Source organism: Glycomyces salinus (assembly GCF_016428645.1).
Lineage (GTDB): Bacteria > Actinomycetota > Actinomycetes > Mycobacteriales > Micromonosporaceae > Glycomyces > Glycomyces salinus.
The window spans coordinates 1-17,912 of the sequence record NZ_JAELXW010000117.1 but is presented as its reverse complement, the minus strand read 5'-3'; the positions used below and the strand labels follow the sequence as shown (position 1 = coordinate 17,912).

Below are 17,912 nucleotides of genomic sequence, written 5' to 3'. Positions count from 1 at the left end.
GCCTCAGAATTTCGGTTTCGGGGCTTCCCAGCGATACCTGATGGCAACCAGCCGTATAACGAAGACGACTACCGCGCCGGCCGCGATCAGCGACAGCTCGCCGATCCGCGACTCCCACCTGGCCCCGATCGCGACGATGATCGCCCCGACCGTGGCCGCCAGCGCGTAGAAGTCGGCGCGCAGGACCACCGGTATCTCCCGGGTGAGGACATCGCGGAGGATGCCGCCTCCCACACCGGAGAGTACTCCGACGATGCAAGCCGCGTAGACGCTCAGCCCGTAGTCGAGGCCCTTGGCGGTCCCCACCGCGGTGAACAGCGCCAGTCCGGCCGCGTCGAGCACGAGCATGGTCGTGCGCAGCCGCGAGAGTGCAGGGTGGAGCCAGAACACGGCCAGCGCGGCCGCCACGGCGGCCACCGGGTAGCGCCAGTCGGTCAGCAGCAGCGGGGGGACCGCGCCGATGAGCACGTCTCGCATCGCCCCGCCGCCGAGGGCGGTGATGACGCCGATGACGGCCACGCCGAACAGGTCCAGGCGCTTGCCGACGGCCGCCGAGGCGCCCGAGGCGGCGAACACGGCCGTGCCGACCAGCTCGGCGACCAGGGTCAGAGAGAAAGGCTCCACCCAGGCGTTATAGCAGGCGGAGCCATGGGACGCCCCCGATCCGGACTGCCGGGCCGGGTGCGTTACTTCTTCATCTTGGCGTAGATCTCTTTGCAGGTCGGGCAGATGGGGAAGCGGTCGGGGTCTCGCGTGGGCACCCACATCTTCCCGCAGAGGGCCTTCACGGGCACTCCGTCGACCATGGCGGCCATGAGCTTGTCCTTCGGCACGTAGTGCGAGAAGCGCTCCTCATCGCCTTCCTCAAAGGTGTACTCCGGCTGGACCTCGGTCTGCTCGTCGAGCATCGTCGATCCACCAGTCGTGGGAAGCTCGCTCACGTCAACTCACTCCTCGTTCACGGTAAGGACCTGTCAAGTTTGCCACGTCTCCGGCCGATCACTCGGACTCGAGCGTCCGATGTTCAGATTGAGACGTTCGGCCGCTCGGGAGGGCCCTGGCGCCGCGCCGGTGCGGGGAGAAACCGCCGCGCTTGCGGGGAAGGCGGTCGTTGGCCATGGAGACCGCCAGCCAGGGGAGGGCGGCCATGCCGACCAGGACGAGGGGGAGCCACAACCAGATCCACGGCATTCGGAGCATCAGGAACACCCCGCACAGCACCACCAGGAATGCGCGGATAGACATCATCCACACATATCGGACCGTGCGGATGCGGCGCTCCTCCTCCGGGGACATCTCCGCGGTGGTGATGAGCGCTGCCTTCTGTCGCCGTCCCACCCTTCGACCCTACTCCCGGTCGATGCGCGATCATCGTCGGCATGAGAGCAGTCATCCAGACCGTCAGCGAAGCCGAAGTCGACGTCGACGGGGAGGCGGTGGGCGCGATCCGGGACGGCCTGCTGGTCCTGGTCGGCGTCACCCATTCGGATGGTCCCGCCGAGGCGAAGTGGATCGCCGAGAAGATCTGGAAGCTGCGGATCCTTCCCGAGGAGCGGTCGGCATCCGATTTGGACGCCCCGATCCTGCTGGTCAGCCAGTTCACCCTCTACGCCGACACCCGCAAGGGCCGCCGTCCCTCCTGGATGGCCGCCGCCCCGGGCCCGGTGGCCGAACCGCTGGTCGAATCGGTCGCCGAGGTACTGCGCGACCTCGGAGCGCACGTGGAGACCGGCAGATTCGGCGCCATGATGGAAGTCCGCAGCGTCAACGTCGGCCCCAACACCATCCTGCTGGAGCGGTGAACGTGACGGGCCTCGCGCCTTAGAATCGAGCGGGTCGTCAGTCCCGAAGAAGGTAAGGAGCCCGTATGATCCCGGCCGCCCCGCCCGAATCGCTTCCGTCGCTTCGGGTCTGGCAGCGAAAGGCGATGGTCGCCTACCATCGGGGTCAGGCCAGGGACTTCCTCGCGGTGGCCACCCCCGGGGCCGGCAAGACGACCTTCGCGCTGCGCATCGCCTACGACCTGCTGGCCGACGGCACCGTCGACACCGTCACCGTCGTCTGCCCCACCGAGCACCTCAAGGTCCAGTGGTCAGCGGCGGCGTCCCGGTTCGGCATCGAGCTCGACCCGTCGTTCCGCAACGCCGACGTCCACAGCGCCGCCGACTACCACGGTGTGGTCCTCACCTACGCCCAGATCGGCGCCGACCCGGCCGTCCACCGCCGCCGCACCCTGTCCCGCCGCACCCTGGTGATCCTCGACGAGATCCACCACGCCGGCGACTCCCGCTCCTGGGGCGCGGGGGTCCAGACCGCCTTCGAGGAGGCCGAGCGGCGCCTGGCGCTGACCGGCACGCCCTTCCGCAGCGACGACAACCCGATCCCGTTCGTGGAGTACGAGCAGTTCCCCGACGGCTCCCAGCGCTCCCGCGCCGACGCCCTCTACGGCTACCGCGACGCCCTCGCCGACGGCGTGGTCCGGCCGGTCATGTTCATGGCCTACTCCGGCGAGGCCAAGTGGCGGTCCAGCGCCGGCGACGAACTGGCCGTGCGCCTGGGCCAGCCGCTGACCAAGGACCTGACCAGCCAGGCATGGCGGACCGCGCTCGACCCGGCGGGGGAGTGGATCAAACAGGTCATCGGCGCGGCCGACCGCCGCCTGTCCTCCCTGCGCGCGGCCGGAATCCCCGACGCGGCCGGGCTCATCATCGCCTCCGACCAGAACACCGCGCGCTCCTACGCCGGGATCCTCAAGCGCGTCACCGGAAAGTCCGCGACCCTGGTCCTCTCCGACGACGCCGGCTCCTCGGACCGCATCGCGAAGTTCTCCGAATCGGACGACGAGTGGCTGGTGGCCGTCCGGATGGTCTCCGAAGGGGTGGACATCCCGCGTCTGTCGGTGGGCGTCTACGCCACCAACGCCCACACGCCCCTGTACTTCGCGCAGGCCATCGGCCGCTTCGTGCGCTCCCGGCGCCCCGGCGAGACCGCCTCGGTGTTCCTGCCGAGCGTCATCCCGCTGCTCGAACTGGCCGAGGGCCTGGAGGCCGACCGCGACCACGTCATCAAGGCCAAGAGCGAGGACACCGACCCCGAACTGCTGCTCGAACAGGCGCAGCGCCAGCTCAACGAGGGCACCGAATTGGACGGCCAGCGCGAGACACTGGAATCGAGCGCCGAGCTCGACCAGGTGATCTTCGACGGCGGCTCGTTCGGGACGCCGGTCCAGGTCGGCAGCCCCGAGGAGGAGGAGTACCTCGGCCTGCCCGGGCTGCTCACGGCCGAGCAGGTCCACCTGCTGCTCCAGAAGCGACAGCGCGAGCAGCTCGCGAAGCAGAAACAGGCGCGGCCCGAGAAGCGGGCCTCGGCCGAACCCCCGATGACCAACGCCCAGCGGCGCCTCAAACTGCGCAAGCAGCTGAACGCTCTGGTGGGCGCCCGTTCGTTCGCCACCGGCGAACCGCACGGGAAGATCCACGCCAGGCTGCGCTCCTCCTGTGGAGGACCTCCGAGCGCCCAGGCGACCATCGAGCAGCTCGAGGAGCGGATCGCGACCATCCGGTCCTGGTAGGCCGCAGGAGGCGCGGCGGCCGGCGGACACGGAGAAAGGCCCGGACGGATCTCCGTCCGGGCCCCTCCAAGCCTCTAGTTCTGCGGCTCGCTAGTTCTCCGACGCCATGAGGTCCATGCCGCGCCACTCGAATTCGGGGGCGACGTTGAAGTCAATGGCGATCGGTACGAGCTTCTCGGCGTACTGGTTCGCGTGGTGGCCGCAGAAGACGAGATCGCTGCCTTCCGCGAGCATGACACGAAGCTTGGCCGCGGCGCTACACCGATCGCAGCGCTCGCCCGCGATCGGACGTTCCTCCGTCTTGGGCGGGGGCGTCAGGGTGGAAGTCATACCAGGTCCTCCGCTGCGTTCGGTAGTGGTCGGTTTCCTAGGTCGGTCCGTTGACCGGCTCGTTCCGTTCAACGCCTGCACTGTACTACCTCTTCCCTAGCGTGGCTTAGTGAGACTCGGCTCACTTGCCCGCTGGTTCGCGATAGTTGCTCCACACCGTAGCCGACGATCGGGCGAACGGCAACTTGGCAATACGTGCGGATTGTGCTACTAGACACCCCCGCGAAGGCCGCCGGAAGCGCCGCTCGACGCCTGGCGGACGTCCCCGGCCGGACCGCTCGACGCCTTGGGCGCACCGTGGAACCCGCCCGTTCGAGTGAACCCGAAGGGGCGCCGGACCGGCGGTGCGGCGGTCCGCTCAGTCGAGGTAGTCGCGCAGCACCTGCGAACGCGACGGGTGGCGAAGCTTCGACATCGTCTTGGACTCGATCTGGCGGATGCGCTCGCGGGTGACCCCGTAGACCTGCCCGATCTCGTCGAGCGTGCGCGGCTGGCCGTCGGTGAGACCGAACCGCAGCCGCACCACGCCCGCCTCGCGCTCCGAGAGGGTCTGGAGCACCTGCTGGAGCTGGCCCTGCAAGAGCGAGAACGAGACCGCGTCGACGGCCACGATCGCCTCGGAGTCCTCGATGAAGTCGCCGAGCTGGCTGTCGCCCTCGTCGCCGATGGTCTGGTCCAGGCTGATCGGCTCGCGCGCGTACTGCTGGATCTCCAGGACCTTCTCCGGGGAGATGTCCATCTCCTTGGCCAGCTCCTCGGGGGTGGGCTCGCGGCCCAGGTCCTGGAGCAGCTCGCGCTGGATGCGCCCGAGCTTGTTGATGACCTCGACCATGTGCACCGGGATGCGGATGGTCCGGGCCTGGTCGGCCATGGCCCTGGTGATGGCCTGCCGGATCCACCAGGTGGCGTAGGTGGAGAACTTGTAGCCCTTGGTGTAGTCGAACTTCTCCACGGCGCGGATGAGGCCGAGGTTGCCCTCCTGGATCAGGTCCAGGAACGCCATGCCGCGTCCGGTGTAGCGCTTGGCCAGCGACACCACCAGCCGCAGGTTCGCCTCCAGCAGGTGGTCCTTGGCGCGTTCGCCGTCGCGGATGATCCACTCCAGATCGCGGCGGATCCGCGTGGGGACCTCCTCGCCGGACTCGCGGAGCAGCTTGAGGCGCTCGACGGCGTACAGTCCGGCCTCGATGCGCTTGGCGAGCTCGACCTCCTGGGCCGCGTTCAGCAGCGGCACCTTGCCGATCTGCTTGAGGTAGGCGCGGACCGAGTCGGCCGAGGCGGTCATCTCGGCGTCCTTGCGGGCCTGCTTGAGCGCCTCGGAGTCCTCTTCGTCCCACTCGAAGTCGTTCTCGTCCGGCTCGTCGCCGTCGGCGTCCTTCTTGCCCTTCTTGGCGGTCTTCTTCGCCGCCTTCTTGCGGGTCGCCTTCTTCTTGGGCCTGGGGGCCGCCTCGTTCTCGGCCTCTTCGGCGGCGATCGCGGCGAGGGCCTCGTCCTCGCCGTTCTCGTCGGTCGGCTGCTTGGCCGCGGTCTTCTTGGCGGCCTTCTTGGCCGTCTTCTTGGCCGCGGTTTTCTTCGCGGCGGTCTTCTTGGCCGTCTTCTTGGCGGGCTGGGTCTCCTCGGCGTCCTCGGTGGAGGCGGCCGCGGTCTTCTTCGCCGTCTTCTTCGCGGCGGTCTTCTTCGTCGCCTTCTTGGCGGCCTTGGCCGTGGCGGTGCGCGAGGAGGTTGCCGTGCGGGCCGCGGGGACGCGTTTGCGGCTCGAGGAGGAGCCGTCGACCACTACCGTGACCTCGGCCTCGGCCAGTGCCTTGAGGACCCGCTTGCCTTCGGCGGGGGTGGCCTGAGCCGACTCCAAGACCTGAGCGACTTTCGCTGAAGTCAGTTGACCATTGCTCTCTCGGGCCAGGGAGAGCAATGAGTCGGTCAGGGAATTGACGTCAGTGCCGTTGGGACGTGCGTCAGTCACGAGCAACCTTCCGAGGCAATGGCGGGCACGGCGAAGCCGGGCTCCATGGTGGGTGAGCGTTGAGTATTAGGTCGGCAGCCCTGGTCGGAACACGACCGGGCAGGCGTGAATTGTAGCGCTGAAAAACGCCATCGACCCGTCCGCGTGGCCGTTTCGAGCTGTGTTTCCGTATTTTCGATGACAATGTCGCTGGTTCGGGGGTGTGCCGACGATCTATTCTACCGGGCAGGTGCCGTCGGGCGGCGTGATGTTGCCCTGGGCGAACGACTGCCGGGCGTCGGAGGTCGTGCGCACCTCTTTGAAATCGTCGCCGAGGATCACTGTAACCGGACCTTCCCACTCGGGGTCGAAGTCGTCGTGCCCCTGATAAAAATAGGCGTGGGCGTGCAGGCCGGCGGCGTAATGCTCGGGGCCGTACTTGATCAGCGCCGAGCCGTCCCAGGTCTCGTCGGTGTCGCCGACCTCGGTCACCTCGAAGCCGCGGTCGGCCAGCTGGCTCGCGGCCTGGTCGGCCAGGCCGGGGCGGTCGGTGCCGTTGAGCACCACCAGCTCGATCTCCTCGGGAGGGGGAATGGGGGAAGTCCTGATCTCGACCGCGCCGGGTTCGCACTCGCTGCCGCCCGCGAGCTGGGAGTCGTTCCTGATCGCCCAGAGCGTAATCGCTCCCGCTGCCAGCGCCAAGACGCACAAGACGATCAACGCGCGGATACGAGCGATTCGCACAGCGGCCTCCCCGGTTCTCGATGTTGGTCCAAAGGCTATCGTGCGCGGTATGCCCTCGTGGTCGAGAGGCGCTACACTCGCCGCCCACGCCACTGACGTGTTTCTCGCCACAGAGGGGATGAAATTCGTCCCCTGATGGTGTATACGAATGGACTGCACGCGGTAAGGTTCGCCGCCTGCAGGGACCGACAGAGTCCAGGGAACCCAATGGGAGTGGAAGACGATGGCAACCGACTATGACGCCCCGCGTCGGGACAAGGAAGAGACGCCCGGCGCCGACAGTATCGAGGCGCTCGCCAAGGGCCGCAGCGATCAGTCGGGGTCGGTGGACGTCGATGAGGCCGAAGTCGCCGAGAACTTCGAACTGCCGGGGGCTGACCTCGGAGACGAAGAGCTCTCGGTCAAGGTCCTGCCGATGCAGAACGACGAATTTCGTTGCTCCTCTTGCTTTTTGGTCCACCACCGGAGCCAGTACGCCAAGGAGAAGAACGGCCTGCCGATCTGCAAGGACTGCGCCTAGGAACCGACGACCCTCAGACCGTCTCGGCAGGCGCCCGAGCGGCAAGCGCCTCCCGCAGCCTCTCGGGGTTGCGGGAGGAGACCACCCAGTAGGGCGTCGGGTCCTCCGGATCGTTCAGCACGATCCGCACTCCCCGCCTGATCCACGGCCTCTGCACCACGAACGCCAGTGGATGCAGTGCCACCCCCAGCGCGTCCGAGTAGGCGACCGGATCCAGCGCCTCCACCCGCTCCACCGCCGACATCGGCAGCTTCGCGTCGTCGACGTGCAGCCACACCTCGCCGCCGCGCTCGACCACCCGCACCGGAAGCCGCCCCAGCCACCAGGCCCCGACCAGCGGAGCCACCAGGATCACGACGCTGATCGACACCCGCCACCAGCGCAGATCCCCGAAGTTCGACAGCCCCGCGGCCACCACCGCCGTCACCGCCGTGGCCAGCCAGCCCGCCGCCGGCATCCGCATCCGCTCGGCGTGCCATTCCGTGCTTTCCATGTCTGAGACGATAGTCCTCCAGCGAGAGGAGACTGAAGACTGTGAACGCCGACGTGCCGGTCGCCATCCGGCGGCTCGACCCCGACCTGCCCATCCCCGCCTACTCCAACCCCGGCGACGCCGGGGCCGACCTCTGCGCCGCCACCGGCGTCGAGCTCGAGCCGGGCCGGCGGGCCCTGATAGGGACCGGAGTGGCCGTGGCCATCCCCGACGGGTACGTGGGCTACACCAACCCGCGCTCGGGCCTGGCCCACCGGCTCGGCGTTACGATCGTCAACGCCCCCGGAACCATCGATTCGGGCTACCGCGGCGAGATCAAGGTCAACCTGATCAACCTCGATCCCGAGCGGACCGCCGTCATCGAGCGCGGCGACCGTATCGCACAATTGGTCATCCAACCGGTTGTTCGAGCCCGATTCACCGAGACCGACCGACTCGCCCCGTCCCAGCGCGGCGAGGACGGCCACGGCTCCACCGGCGGACACCGCCGACTGGCAGAGGAGATCGAAAGTGTTTAGACGGCGACGGTCGTCGAAGAAGCAGCGCCCGAGCGAGGGCGCGGTGCTCGACTCGCTGGCCGAGTCCGGCGAGGACGAGGTCCAAGAGGTCACCACCGGCCCGTTTGACATCGCCGACGCCCCCGAGGAGGGCGAGACCCGCCGTCTCGACCTCGGCGCGATCCGCCTCCCGATCCCCAAGGGCGTGGGCTTCCAGGCCCAGACCGACGCCAAGGGCAACATCAGCCAGGTCCTGCTCACCACCGGCTCCTCGGCCCTCCAGCTGCTGGTGCGCGCCGCGCCGCGCACCGAGGGCATCTGGGAGACGATGCGCGAGGACCTCACCGGCCAGGTCACCGGCCAGGGCGGCAAGGTCGAGCAGGTCGAGGGCCGATGGGGCACCGAACTGGTCGCCGAGGTCGCCGGCAAGAAGGGCACCAACTCGGTGCGCTTCGTCGGGATCGACGGCCCCCGCTGGTTCGTCCAGGCCACCTTCCAGGGCCAGCGCGCCCTCGACGAGGACGCCGCCCCCGAACTCGACCAGGCCCTGCGTGAGCTGGTCGTCGACCGCGGCACCGACGCGATGCCGGTGCGCGAGCCCCTGCCGCTCAAGCTCCCGCCGAAGATGGCCGAGGAGGCCGCCGCCCGCATCGCCAAGCGCAAGGCCGAGGGCGGCGACGGCTCCCGCGCCATCGTGGCCGCGGGCGACACGCCCAAGCCCGCGGTGCGGCGCAAGCCCTCCCCGCGCCCCCGCAAGCGCTAGGGCCGGACCGACCCATGGTTGGCAGCCCCGACGACGGGGTGGCTCGGAGCGAGGGCGGGCGAGGCGGCTTCGGCAACTGGGTCCGGCGGTTGGCCGCGCCCTCGCAGGAGCTGTTCGCCGAGGGCGTCAGGCACGAGACCGACGTCGAGGCCACCCCCGTCGATGAGCTCCAGGCGCGGCAGCGGGTCACCGTCGCCGGACGGCTGCGGACGGTCGTGCTGCGCATCGAGGGGCGCTCCCCGTCGGTCGAAGCCGAGTTGTTCGACGGCACCGGGCAGGTGCTCCTGGTCTGGATGGGCCGACGGCGTATCGTGGGACTGGAGCCCGGGACCAGGCTCGTCGCCCGGGGCCGGGTGGCGCAGAGCCACGACGGACGGCTCGTCATCTACAACCCGACCTATGAGCTCCGCCCCTCGGGGCGCTGAAAGAGGCACGCTTTGAGCACCGAGACGCCGACTCGCGACGACGACCCGGATCAGCTGCCACCCTTCACCGAGCAGCTCTCCCAGCAGCTGGGCGGTGTCAGGGGCGTGGTCGAGGCGGCCATCCCCATCACCCTGTTCGTGATCCTCAACCCGATCCTCGGCGACCGCGTGCTCGGGCCGCTCACGGGCCTGCAATGGGCGATCGTCCTCTCGGCCTCCAGCGCGGTGATCATCGCGGGCTACCGCGCGGCCCGCAAGGAGCCGATGCGGTTCGCCCTCAACGGCCTGTTCGGCGTCGCGCTCGGCTCGTTCCTGGCCTGGCGCAGCGACGACGCCGGGGACTACTACCTGCCCGGGATCATCCAGGGCGGCATCTACGGCTTCCTGCTGATCGGCTCGGCGCTGCTGCGCCACCCCATCATCGGCTGGATCTACGCGGTGGTGGCCCAGGGCGGCAAGAAGGACTGGCGCGAGAACCGGCCGCTGGTGGACGTACTCAGCCGCATCACGATCCTGTGGGGCGCGGTCTTCATCGTCAAGAACGCGTTCAGGCTGTGGCTGTACTCGGCCGACATGGACACGGCGCTGGGCTTCGTGACGCTGTTCGGCGGCTGGCCGGTCACGATCGGGCTGACGGCCCTGACGATCTGGGCCGTGCGGCGCAAGATGAAGGCGGTCCAGGCCGAGGAGGCCCGGACCGCCTGATGACCAGAGCCGTCGGTTACCCGATGGTGCAGGTCAGTTCGGGTTCGTTGTTCGAGCCGGTGTAAGCGGCGTTGAACCCGAACGATGTGGATGCTCCGCTGGACAGCGTCGCGTTGTAGGACGCTCCACTCGCGGTCACCGACGAGCCCGATTCGCTGATCGTGCTGGACCAGGAGTTGGTGATCTGCTGGTCACCCGGCCAGCTCCAGCTCACTTCCCAGGCCCCGGAGCCGCCGGTGGCGGTCACCTCGACATTGGCGGTGAAGCCCGAGCCCCAGTCGTTGGCGACCGAGTAGTCGGCCTCGCACTCGCCCGATCCGCCGGGATCGGTCGGGTCCGGGTCGGTCGGGTCAGGCTCGGTGGGATCCGGATCCGTGGGGTCGGGGTCGGTCGGGTCCGGGTCCGGCGGGCCGCCGTCACCGAACCACACGTCGGAGCAGGAGTAGAAGGTCTGGTCCAGGTGGCTGGCCTGCCAGATCACGTAGACCACATGCTGCCCGGTGCGGCTTCCGGCGTTGACGGGGATGTCGACCGGTTCGCCCGGCTCGTAGACGCCGGTCTCCACGACTCTTTCGAGATCGCCCCATCCCAGGGGCTCGCTGGTGACGTCGAAGCCCTGGTGGGTGATGTACACCCAGTAGTAGTCCCCGCCGTGCGTGGCGGCGTCCTCGTAGTGGAGCGTGAACTGGTTGTCTATCGGGGTCGCGTGCCAGGGACCGACCTCGTCGAGCGAGTCATAGCGGCCGCCCTCGGCGTTGCCGCCCGAGCAGAGCGTGCCGTCGGCGATGCGCTGCTCGTGCTGGCCCTGCATCCCCTCGCGCAGCAGGCCGTTCCAGTTCCACATGGTGTTGGGGTTGGCCTGCCAGGCCTGCCAGCACATGGGGTCCTCGTCGGCCATGTCCGGGTTCTGGAAGTCGTCGCCCCAGCGCTCCCAGCAGCTGTAGTGCCGAGAAGGCGGGTAGGTGGCGGTGCCGTGGCCCGCGGCGGGCTGGAGGAAGAACAGCGCCGAGGTCCCGGCCACGGCCATCGCCGCCACGGCGATGATGACCGTTCTGAATCTCTTGATTCTCTGTCTGAGCATGGTATCGCTCCCAAGTAATGGAAACATTGATAACTATCAATGTAGCGACACGCGGCCCGGATGTAAACCCCTCAGTAGGAAAACCGGTTAATCAGCGCGTTTTGCCCAGAACCACCGCGCGCGTGGCGTCCTCGGCGTCCTCGTTGCACACGAACACCAGCTCGTCGCCGGACTCGAGCGTGTCGTCCGGGCTGGGAGCGATGACCCTCCGCCCGCGGATGATCGCCACCAGCGCCACGTCGTGCGGCAGGGGCGCCTCCTCGACGGTCCTGCCCACGTGCGGGGCGTCCACCGGCAGCGTGATCTCGACTAGGTTCGCCTGCGACTGGCGGAAACTCATCAGCCGCACCAGGTCGCCGACGCTGACCGCCTCCTCCACCAGCGCCGCCAGCAGCCGCGGCTTGGACACCGAGACGTCCACGCCCCAGTCCTCGTTGAACAGCCACTCGTTCTCGGCCCGGTTGACGCGCGCGACCACGCGCGGCACCGCGAACTCGGTCTTGGACAGCAGGCTGACGACCAGGTTGACCTTGTCGTCGCCGGTCGCGGCCACGGCCACGTCGCAGGTCTCGAAGTGCGCCTGCCGCAGGTTCTCCAGCTCGCAGGCGTCGGCCAGCAGCCACTCGGCCTCCGGCACCCGCTCCGGGCGCATCGCCTCGGGCTCGCGCTCGATCAGCAGCACCTCGTGCCCGTTGCCGACCAGCTCCGCCGCGATGGAGCGGCCCACGTTCCCGGCCCCGGCTATCGCCACGCGCATCAGAGACCTCCCTGCGGGGCACGACCGGCGATCTCGGCGACCTTCTCGGCCCCGTCGTCGGTCACCAGCATGTAGACCTGGTCGCCGTCCTGGAGCACCGTCGAGGCCGTCGGAAGCGTCGCCCGCCCGAACCGGGCGATGTAGGCCACCCGGTGCCCCGTGGCCGCCTCCAGGTCGCTCAGCGGCACCCCGACCCAGCCCTCGTCGCACAGGACCTCCACCATCGACAGCGTCGCGGTCGGGTCCCGCCACAGCGGCGCCTGGTCCTCCGGCAGCAGATGGCGCAGCAGGCGGTCGGCGGTCCACCGGACCGTCGCCACCGTGGGGATGCCGAGGCGCTCGTAGACGGTGGCCCGCTGGGAGTCGTAGATGCGGGCGATGACGTTGCGCACCCCGTAGTGCTCGCGCGCGACGCGCGCGGCGATGATGTTCGAGTTGTCGCCCGAGGAGACCGACACGAACGCGTCGGCCCGCGAGATGCCGGCCTTGGCCAGCACCTCCCGGTCGAAGCCGATGCCCTTGACGGTCGTCTCGTCGAAGTCGGGTCCGAGACGGCGGAATGCCTTGGGGTTCTGGTCGATCACCCCTACCGTGTGGCCCAGGTCCACCAGGCCCCGCGCCAGCGTCGAGCCGACCCGGCCGCAGCCCATGATCACCACGTGCACTCGGCATCCTCCTTCCGTCGATGAGACGATACCGCGCTCCCGGCGCCCGTAGCGCCCACGCTACCGCCCGGACCGGCCCGCCCGGCCCGACTCGGGGCGTTACGATGCGCCCGTGACCCGGTCCCTGTCCGTCTTCAAGCGCCTGCTCGTCGGCGAGCCGTTCACCTCCGAACGGCAGCGCGCCCTCGAGCTGTCCAAGCGCTACGCCATTCCGCTGCTGGCGGTCAATCCGATCTCCTCGGTCGCCTACGCCCCTGAGCAGGTGTTCCTGGTCATGGCCCTGGCCGGTACGGCGGCGTACGCGTTCTCGGCGTGGACCGGGCTCGCCGTGGCCGTGGTCATGCTGACCGTCATCGCCTCCTACCGGTACACCGTCCAGGCCTATCCCGGCGGCGGCGGCGACTACCGCGTCGTCACCGCCAACCTCGGACAGCGAGCCGGCATCCTCACCGCCGCCGCGCTGCTGCTGGACTACGTCCTCACCGTCGCCGTCTCGGCCGCCGCGGCCGTCTCCAGCCTGGCGGTCGTCCTGCCGGGCCTGCGGGAGTGGCGCGAGGTCGCGTGCGTGGTGGCCATCGCCGTGCTGGCCGCGTTCAACCTGCGCGGCGGGCGCGTGGCCGGGAAGTTCGCCGCGGCCATCGCCCTGGCCTTCGTGGTCGGGATCGCCGCGGTGGTCGTGGTGGGCCTGATCCGCATCGCCGCGGGGGAGGAGCTCCACCCGACCTCGGCCCAGTTCTCCTCGGTCGGCGAGGCCGCCGAGTGGTCGGGGGCGGCACTGTTCGTGCTGTGCGCCCGCGCCTTCGCCGCCGGATCGGTGGCCGTGACCGGCATCGAGACCTTCACGACCCGGGTGCGGTTCTTCCGGCCGCCGCGCGGCCGCAACGCCGCCTTCGCCATCACCGTGGTCGGCGGCGCCACGGTGGCCTTGTTCGTCGGCATCGTCGTCTTCGCCTACGCGGTCGGGGCCCAATCCAGTTCGGACCCGCGCCACCAGTTGGCCGGGGTGCCCGAGGACTACGTGCAGAACCCCCTGATCGGGCAGCTGGCGGGGGCCGCGTTCGACTCGCTGGCGCTGCTGATGTGGCCGGTCATGCTCGCCACCGCCGGGGTCCTGCTGCTCGCGGCCAACACCGCGTTCGTCGGGTTCCCGCAACTGGCCTCGATCTTCGCCCAGGACTCCCTGATGCCCCGGCAGCTGCACAAGCGCGGCGACCGCCTGGTCTACTCCAACGGCATCATCATGCTGGCGGTGGCCGCCGCGGTCCTGGCCGTGGCGTTCGGCGGGGCGACCTTCCGCCTCATCGGCCTCTACATCGTCGGGGTGTTCCTGTCGATGATCCTTGCCCACGCGGCGATGGTGCGGCACTGGCGCCGGGTCCTGGCCGTCGAGCGCGACCCCGGCCGCCGCAAGCGGGCCCGCCGCGCCAGGCGCACCGCCTTCGCCGCCGCGGCCATGTGCGCGATCGTGCTGTTCATCGTCGCGGTCACCGACTACGAGCGCGGCTGGGTCGGCGCGGTCATCATCGCCGCCGGCTATCTGCTGATGTGGTACGTCTCGCGCCACTACACCGACGTGGCCGCCGAGACCGAGCTGCCGCCGGGCAAGCCGCGGCTGCCTTCGCGCAACCACGCGATCGTGCTGGCCTCCAGCGTCAACCGGCCGCTGATGCGGATGCTCGCCTACGCCAAGGCCACCCGGCCGGACACCATCACGGCCCTGACCGTCAACGTCGACGCGACCGCGTCCAGGGGGCTGCTGGCGGAGTGGGAGCGCCGCGGCATCGGCGTGCCGCTGACCATCGTGGATTCCCCCTACCGCGACATCACCGCGCCGATCGTCGACTTCGTCAAGGCCAAGCGGCGCGACGCCCCGCGCGACGTGGTCACCGTGTACATGCCCGAGTACGTGGTCGGTCACTGGTGGCAGCGCAAGAACTTCTCGCGGAACTACTTCCCGTGGTCGACCAACCTGCTCCACAACCAGACCACGAAGGCCATCCGCCGCCAGCTCAAGTACGAACCGGGCGTGATGATCTGCATAGTCCCTTGGATTCTCGGCGAGAACATGGAACCGCCGCCGCTGCGGCGCGTCCGGAAGTAGAGTCATCCCATCGAACGGCTGTCAAGGACGTAGCGTGCTTCCACTAGCATGAACTGGACCCGAGTGCCCACAACAATCCATTGAGGACACAATGAGTTCAACCGAAACAGAACATAAGAGGCCGGTGATGGAGAGGGTTCGCGAATCGATCGCGCCGCGGGTGTTCTACCCCAGCGCCCTCATTATCCTGGCGTTCGTGCTGGTCGGGACCCTTTGGCAGACCGAGGGCACCGTAGGCGACGAGGGCAAGGAGATGGACTTCTCCGTCGTCCTCGACAACGTCAACACCTGGATCACCCAGAACCTCGGCTGGTACTACATCTTCGTCGTCTTCGGCTTCGTGCTGTTCGCCGCCGGCGTCGGCGTCTCCAGGCTCGGACGGATCAAGCTCGGCCCCGACGACTCCAAGCCCGAGTTCTCCCGCACCTCCTGGTACGCCATGCTGTTCAGCGCCGGCATGGGCATCGGCCTGGTCTTCTGGGGCGCCGCCGAGCCTCTGGCGCACTTCGCCTCGCCCCCCTACGCCTCCCCCGAGACCGAAGCGGCCGCGCGCGACGCGATGCACGCCTCGTTCATGCACTGGGGCCTGCACGCCTGGGCGATCTACATCGTCGTCGGCCTCGCCCTGGCCTACGCCGTCCACCGCAAGGGTCGCCCGCTGTCGCTGCGCTGGACCCTCGAGCCGCTCCTGGGCGACCGGGTCCGCGGCCCCATCGGCGACCTGATCGACATCACCGCCGTCGTGGCGACCCTGTTCGGCGTCGCGACGTCGCTGGGGCTCGGCACCCAGCAGATCAACGCCGGCCTCGACGCCCTCGGCCTCGCCGACGCCCCCGCCGACTCCTCCGAGACCAACGCCGTCCAGATCGGCATCATCGTCGTGATCACCGGGATCGCGATCTGGTCGGTGATCACCGGGGTCAAGAAGGGCATCAAGTGGCTCTCCAACATCAACATGGTGCTGGCCGGGGCCGTCCTGCTGTTCGTCTTCATCACCGGACCGACCCTGTTCCAGCTGCGAGAGCTGTTCACCTCGATCGGTTACTACTTCCAGAACATCCTGCAGACCTCGCTCGACGCCGGGGCCTTCCCGGTCGAGGAGAGCGGCTACCCCGAGGCCGGCGGCTTCCAGGCGGCCTGGACGGCCTTCTACTGGGGCTGGTGGATCAGCTGGGCGCCCTTCGTGGGCGTGTTCATCGCGCGGATCTCGCGCGGCCGCACCGTCCGCGAGTTCTGCCTGGGGGTCCTGCTGGTGCCCACGGCCATCTCGTTCGTGTGGTTCGCGGTCATGGGCGGCACCGCCCTGCACCAGGCGATGGGCGGGGCCGACATCCTCGGCCTCGACGAGGCCGCGGCGCTGTTCGCGGTGCTCGACAACCTCCCGGCCACCCAGATCGTGACCGGACTGGCGACGCTGCTGGTGGTGACCTTCTTCGTCACCTCCTCCGACTCCGGCTCGCTGGTGATCGACTCGCTCGCGTCCGGCGGCAACCTCGAGCCGCCCAAGCCGACCCGCGTGTTCTGGGCCGGCGCCGAGGGCGCGGTGGCGATCACGCTGCTCGTGGTCGGCGGCATCATCGCGCTCCAGACGGTCTCGATCGTCACTGCGCTGCCGTTCTCGATCATCATGATCGCCATCTGCGTGGCCACGGTCAAGGCGCTCGGGAAGGACCCGGGCGCGGTCCGCCGGTCCAGGCGGACGCCCAAGTCCGAGGCTCCGGCTCCGACCGAATAGCCGAGCGGACCCGGGCTGGGCGCCGCTCTACGCGGGGCCCGGCCCGGGCCCGAGGTAGGCTGTCGGCCGTGCTCGGCTCGGCGACGCTTTCGAGCCAGGAATCGGCGGAGAAGGCAGGGAAGCATGATCGTCACGGTAGGGGACATCGCCGCGGGGGGCCACTGCGTGGCCCGGGTGGACGGCGAGGTGTACTTCGTGCGCCACGCCCTGCCCGGCGAGCGGGTGCGCATCGAGGTGACCGAGCGCAAGAAGCGCTTCGCGTTCGCCGACGCCGTCGAGATCCTGGAGGCATCGCCCGACCGCGTGGAACCGCCGTGCCCCTACGCGGGGCCCGGCAAGTGCGGCGGCTGCGACTTCCAGCACGCCGCCCCCGAGGCCCAGCGGCGCCTCAAGGCCCGCGTCCTGGCCGACCAGCTCACCCGCATCGGCGGGCTCGACGCCGAGCGGTTCGAAGGACTCGAGGTCGAACCGCTGCCCTGGGAGGAGGGCGCGCTCGGCTGGCGCACCCGCATGCAGTACGCGGTCGACCGCGACGGCAAGGCCGGACTGCGCAAGCACAAGTCCCGAGAGATCGTCCACATCGACCGATGCGCGATCGCCACCGAGCGAATCCGGAACTCCAATGTCCTGGCGCGCGACTGGAAGGGCATGGGCGCGGTCGGCGTGGTCGACGCCGACGACGCGAAGCCGGCCGTCTACACCCAGCTGCGCCGCACCTCCCGGCCCCACCACCGGAGCGGCCCGAAGCTCGTCCACCAGCGGGTCGGCGACCACGAGTTCGAGATCGGCTTCGACGGCTTCTGGCAGGTCCACCCCGCCGCCGCCGGTGCCTTCCTGGAGTGCGTGCTCGATTTCCTGGAGCCGCGCGAGGGCGACGCGGCCTGGGACCTGTACGCGGGCGCCGGGATCTTCGCGGCCGGGCTCGCCGAGGCGGTGGGGGACCAGGGCCGGGTGGTGGCCGTGGAGAACTCCGCGTCCTCACGGACGGCCGCGAACCTGGCCGACTGGAAGAACGCCGGGGCCATCGACGGCGACGTCGCCGGGACCGTCCCGGCCCTCGGCGGAGTCGACCTCATCGTCCTCGACCCGCCGCGCAGCGGCGCCGGAGCCGAGGTGGTCCGGGCGATGGCCGAGGCCGGCCCGAGAGCGATCTGCTACGTCTCATGCGACGCGGGCGCCCTGGCCCGGGACGTGAAGACCTTCGCCGAACTCGGCTGGCACCCGACCCGCATGCGGGCCTTCGACTCGTTCCCGATGACCCAGCACTTCGAAACGATCGCCCTCTTCGAACCCATCACGTGAGTATTCGCCAGAGGATGCCGAAGCGGTTCACGTCGAATTGGAGGACGCGCTGCCCGTCACCGGCTACATCCAGTGCGAACACCTCCGAACCGTCTCGACCGAGCGACTGGCCCGCCGCGTTGGAGCGGTCGACACCCCGGAAATGATGAAGATCGAACTGATTCTGCGTCGGATGCTCTGCTTGACTTAGCCCCGGTCGCCGACGGGTGTCGGCGACCGGCGGGATCGAGCGGCTCTAGTGGCAATGCCGTTCGGTTAGGGGTCTGCGTAGACGATGATGT

20 protein-coding genes and 1 pseudogene are annotated in these 17,912 nt (G+C 69.3%); 11 read left to right on the top strand and 10 right to left on the bottom strand.

Annotated elements, in window-relative coordinates:
• Nucleotides 1-3: 3 nt before the first annotated feature.
• From JFB92_RS21985 to JFB92_RS21975, 3 genes are all read right to left on the bottom strand, one after another.
• Nucleotides 4-624 carry a trimeric intracellular cation channel family protein gene (locus tag JFB92_RS21985; RefSeq protein ID WP_307789247.1) on the bottom strand — a complete coding sequence of 207 codons (621 nt, stop codon included), beginning with the start codon at nt 622-624 and terminating at the stop codon, nt 4-6.
• A 62-nt stretch (nt 625-686) separates the two neighbouring features.
• Nucleotides 687-908, bottom strand: coding sequence for a DUF3039 domain-containing protein (locus JFB92_RS21980; protein ID WP_199043686.1), 222 nt, complete (start codon nt 906-908; stop codon nt 687-689).
• Between the two features lie 91 nt (nt 909-999).
• A complete protein-coding gene (locus JFB92_RS21975; RefSeq protein WP_199043658.1) occupies nt 1,000-1,338 on the bottom strand; it encodes a DUF3099 domain-containing protein in 339 nt (112 codons plus the stop codon).
• Nucleotides 1,339-1,379: 41 nt separating this feature from the next.
• Between JFB92_RS21975 and dtd the strand changes: the two genes are divergently transcribed.
• Nucleotides 1,380-1,802 (top strand): D-aminoacyl-tRNA deacylase, encoded by a 423-nt coding sequence (gene dtd, locus JFB92_RS21970; RefSeq protein WP_199043657.1) that lies wholly within the window; start codon nt 1,380-1,382, stop codon nt 1,800-1,802.
• Between the two features lie 65 nt (nt 1,803-1,867).
• Nucleotides 1,868-3,571 (top strand): DEAD/DEAH box helicase, encoded by a 1,704-nt coding sequence (locus tag JFB92_RS21965; protein WP_199043655.1) that lies wholly within the window; start codon nt 1,868-1,870, stop codon nt 3,569-3,571.
• Between the two features lie 90 nt (nt 3,572-3,661).
• Here JFB92_RS21965 and JFB92_RS21960 read toward each other — a convergent pair whose 3' ends face one another.
• The 3 genes from JFB92_RS21960 to JFB92_RS21950 all read right to left on the bottom strand — a co-directional run bounded on the left by JFB92_RS21960 (nt 3,662) and on the right by JFB92_RS21950 (nt 6,587).
• Nucleotides 3,662-3,901 carry a DUF7455 domain-containing protein gene (locus JFB92_RS21960; RefSeq protein WP_199043653.1) on the bottom strand — a complete coding sequence of 80 codons (240 nt, stop codon included), beginning with the start codon at nt 3,899-3,901 and terminating at the stop codon, nt 3,662-3,664.
• A gap of 358 nt (nt 3,902-4,259) precedes the next feature.
• Nucleotides 4,260-5,864, bottom strand: coding sequence for an RNA polymerase sigma factor (locus tag JFB92_RS21955; protein WP_199043651.1), 1,605 nt, complete (start codon nt 5,862-5,864; stop codon nt 4,260-4,262).
• A 213-nt stretch (nt 5,865-6,077) separates the two neighbouring features.
• The gene (locus JFB92_RS21950; protein ID WP_199043649.1) at nt 6,078-6,587 is read right to left on the bottom strand and encodes a LytR C-terminal domain-containing protein; all 510 of its coding nucleotides are present in this window, start codon (nt 6,585-6,587) and stop codon (nt 6,078-6,080) included.
• Nucleotides 6,588-6,810: 223 nt separating this feature from the next.
• On the opposite strand from JFB92_RS21950, the gene JFB92_RS21945 reads away from it, so the two are divergent.
• Nucleotides 6,811-7,107: a DUF4193 domain-containing protein gene (locus JFB92_RS21945; protein WP_199043647.1), complete on the top strand. Its 297-nt coding sequence runs from the start codon at nt 6,811-6,813 to the stop codon at nt 7,105-7,107.
• Nucleotides 7,108-7,120: 13 nt separating this feature from the next.
• Here JFB92_RS21945 and JFB92_RS21940 read toward each other — a convergent pair whose 3' ends face one another.
• Nucleotides 7,121-7,600, bottom strand: a complete 480-nt coding sequence (locus JFB92_RS21940) for a DUF3093 domain-containing protein (RefSeq protein ID WP_199043645.1) — start codon at nt 7,598-7,600, stop codon at nt 7,121-7,123.
• 32 nt (nt 7,601-7,632) lie between these two features.
• Here JFB92_RS21940 and dut point away from each other — a divergent pair, with 32 nt between their 5' ends.
• Genes dut through JFB92_RS21920 form a run of 4 tightly spaced genes read left to right on the top strand, consistent with a single transcriptional unit; the run spans nt 7,633 to nt 9,990 of the window.
• Nucleotides 7,633-8,118 (top strand): dUTP diphosphatase, encoded by a 486-nt coding sequence (gene dut / locus JFB92_RS21935; RefSeq protein ID WP_269848037.1) that lies wholly within the window; start codon nt 7,633-7,635, stop codon nt 8,116-8,118.
• Entirely contained in the window at nt 8,111-8,860 is a 750-nt protein-coding gene (locus JFB92_RS21930) for a DUF3710 domain-containing protein (protein ID WP_199043640.1), read from the top strand. The genes dut and JFB92_RS21930 overlap by 8 nt, the downstream gene beginning before the upstream one ends.
• A 14-nt stretch (nt 8,861-8,874) precedes the next feature.
• Nucleotides 8,875-9,285 carry an OB-fold nucleic acid binding domain-containing protein gene (locus JFB92_RS21925; protein WP_199043638.1) on the top strand — a complete coding sequence of 137 codons (411 nt, stop codon included), beginning with the start codon at nt 8,875-8,877 and terminating at the stop codon, nt 9,283-9,285.
• Between the two features lie 12 nt (nt 9,286-9,297).
• A complete protein-coding gene (locus JFB92_RS21920; protein WP_199043636.1) occupies nt 9,298-9,990 on the top strand; it encodes a DUF3159 domain-containing protein in 693 nt (230 codons plus the stop codon).
• A 16-nt stretch (nt 9,991-10,006) separates the two neighbouring features.
• On the opposite strand, the gene JFB92_RS21915 is transcribed toward JFB92_RS21920, so the two are convergent.
• From JFB92_RS21915 to JFB92_RS21905, 3 genes are all read right to left on the bottom strand, one after another.
• Nucleotides 10,007-11,071 carry a lytic polysaccharide monooxygenase gene (locus JFB92_RS21915; protein WP_199043634.1) on the bottom strand — a complete coding sequence of 355 codons (1,065 nt, stop codon included), beginning with the start codon at nt 11,069-11,071 and terminating at the stop codon, nt 10,007-10,009.
• A 91-nt stretch (nt 11,072-11,162) separates the two neighbouring features.
• Nucleotides 11,163-11,828, bottom strand: coding sequence for a potassium channel family protein (locus JFB92_RS21910; RefSeq protein WP_199043624.1), 666 nt, complete (start codon nt 11,826-11,828; stop codon nt 11,163-11,165).
• Nucleotides 11,828-12,493, bottom strand: a complete 666-nt coding sequence (locus JFB92_RS21905) for a potassium channel family protein (RefSeq protein WP_199043622.1) — start codon at nt 12,491-12,493, stop codon at nt 11,828-11,830. Before JFB92_RS21905 ends, JFB92_RS21910 begins: the two co-directional genes overlap by 1 nt.
• A 112-nt stretch (nt 12,494-12,605) precedes the next feature.
• Here JFB92_RS21905 and JFB92_RS21900 point away from each other — a divergent pair, with 112 nt between their 5' ends.
• From JFB92_RS21900 to JFB92_RS27070, 4 genes and pseudogenes are all read left to right on the top strand, one after another.
• The gene (locus JFB92_RS21900; protein WP_199043620.1) at nt 12,606-14,594 is read left to right on the top strand and encodes an APC family permease; all 1,989 of its coding nucleotides are present in this window, start codon (nt 12,606-12,608) and stop codon (nt 14,592-14,594) included.
• Nucleotides 14,595-14,721: 127 nt separating this feature from the next.
• A complete protein-coding gene (locus JFB92_RS21895) occupies nt 14,722-16,329 on the top strand; it encodes a BCCT family transporter (protein ID WP_199043619.1) in 1,608 nt (535 codons plus the stop codon).
• A 123-nt stretch (nt 16,330-16,452) separates the two neighbouring features.
• Nucleotides 16,453-17,631: a class I SAM-dependent RNA methyltransferase gene (locus JFB92_RS21890; RefSeq protein ID WP_199043617.1), complete on the top strand. Its 1,179-nt coding sequence runs from the start codon at nt 16,453-16,455 to the stop codon at nt 17,629-17,631.
• A gap of 28 nt (nt 17,632-17,659) precedes the next feature.
• Nucleotides 17,660-17,821 (top strand): annotated as a pseudogene (locus JFB92_RS27070) (type II toxin-antitoxin system PemK/MazF family toxin); the annotation flags it as partial.
• Between the last annotated feature and the right edge of the window lie 91 nt (nt 17,822-17,912).

Coding starts and splice junctions, on each gene's coding strand:
- JFB92_RS21980 (WP_199043686.1), bottom strand. CDS start 908: ATGCTCGACGAGCAGACCGAGGTCCAGCCGGAGTACACCTTTGAGGAA.
- dtd (WP_199043657.1), top strand. CDS start 1,380: ATGAGAGCAGTCATCCAGACCGTCAGCGAAGCCGAAGTCGACGTCGAC.
- JFB92_RS21965 (WP_199043655.1), top strand. CDS start 1,868: ATGATCCCGGCCGCCCCGCCCGAATCGCTTCCGTCGCTTCGGGTCTGG.
- JFB92_RS21960 (WP_199043653.1), bottom strand. CDS start 3,901: ATGACTTCCACCCTGACGCCCCCGCCCAAGACGGAGGAACGTCCGATC.
- JFB92_RS21945 (WP_199043647.1), top strand. CDS start 6,811: ATGGCAACCGACTATGACGCCCCGCGTCGGGACAAGGAAGAGACGCCC.
- JFB92_RS21940 (WP_199043645.1), bottom strand. CDS start 7,600: ATGGAAAGCACGGAATGGCACGCCGAGCGGATGCGGATGCCGGCGGCG.
- JFB92_RS21925 (WP_199043638.1), top strand. CDS start 8,875: ATGGTTGGCAGCCCCGACGACGGGGTGGCTCGGAGCGAGGGCGGGCGA.
- JFB92_RS21915 (WP_199043634.1), bottom strand. CDS start 11,071: ATGCTCAGACAGAGAATCAAGAGATTCAGAACGGTCATCATCGCCGTG.
- JFB92_RS21910 (WP_199043624.1), bottom strand. CDS start 11,828: ATGCGCGTGGCGATAGCCGGGGCCGGGAACGTGGGCCGCTCCATCGCG.
- JFB92_RS21895 (WP_199043619.1), top strand. CDS start 14,722: ATGGAGAGGGTTCGCGAATCGATCGCGCCGCGGGTGTTCTACCCCAGC.
- JFB92_RS21890 (WP_199043617.1), top strand. CDS start 16,453: ATGATCGTCACGGTAGGGGACATCGCCGCGGGGGGCCACTGCGTGGCC.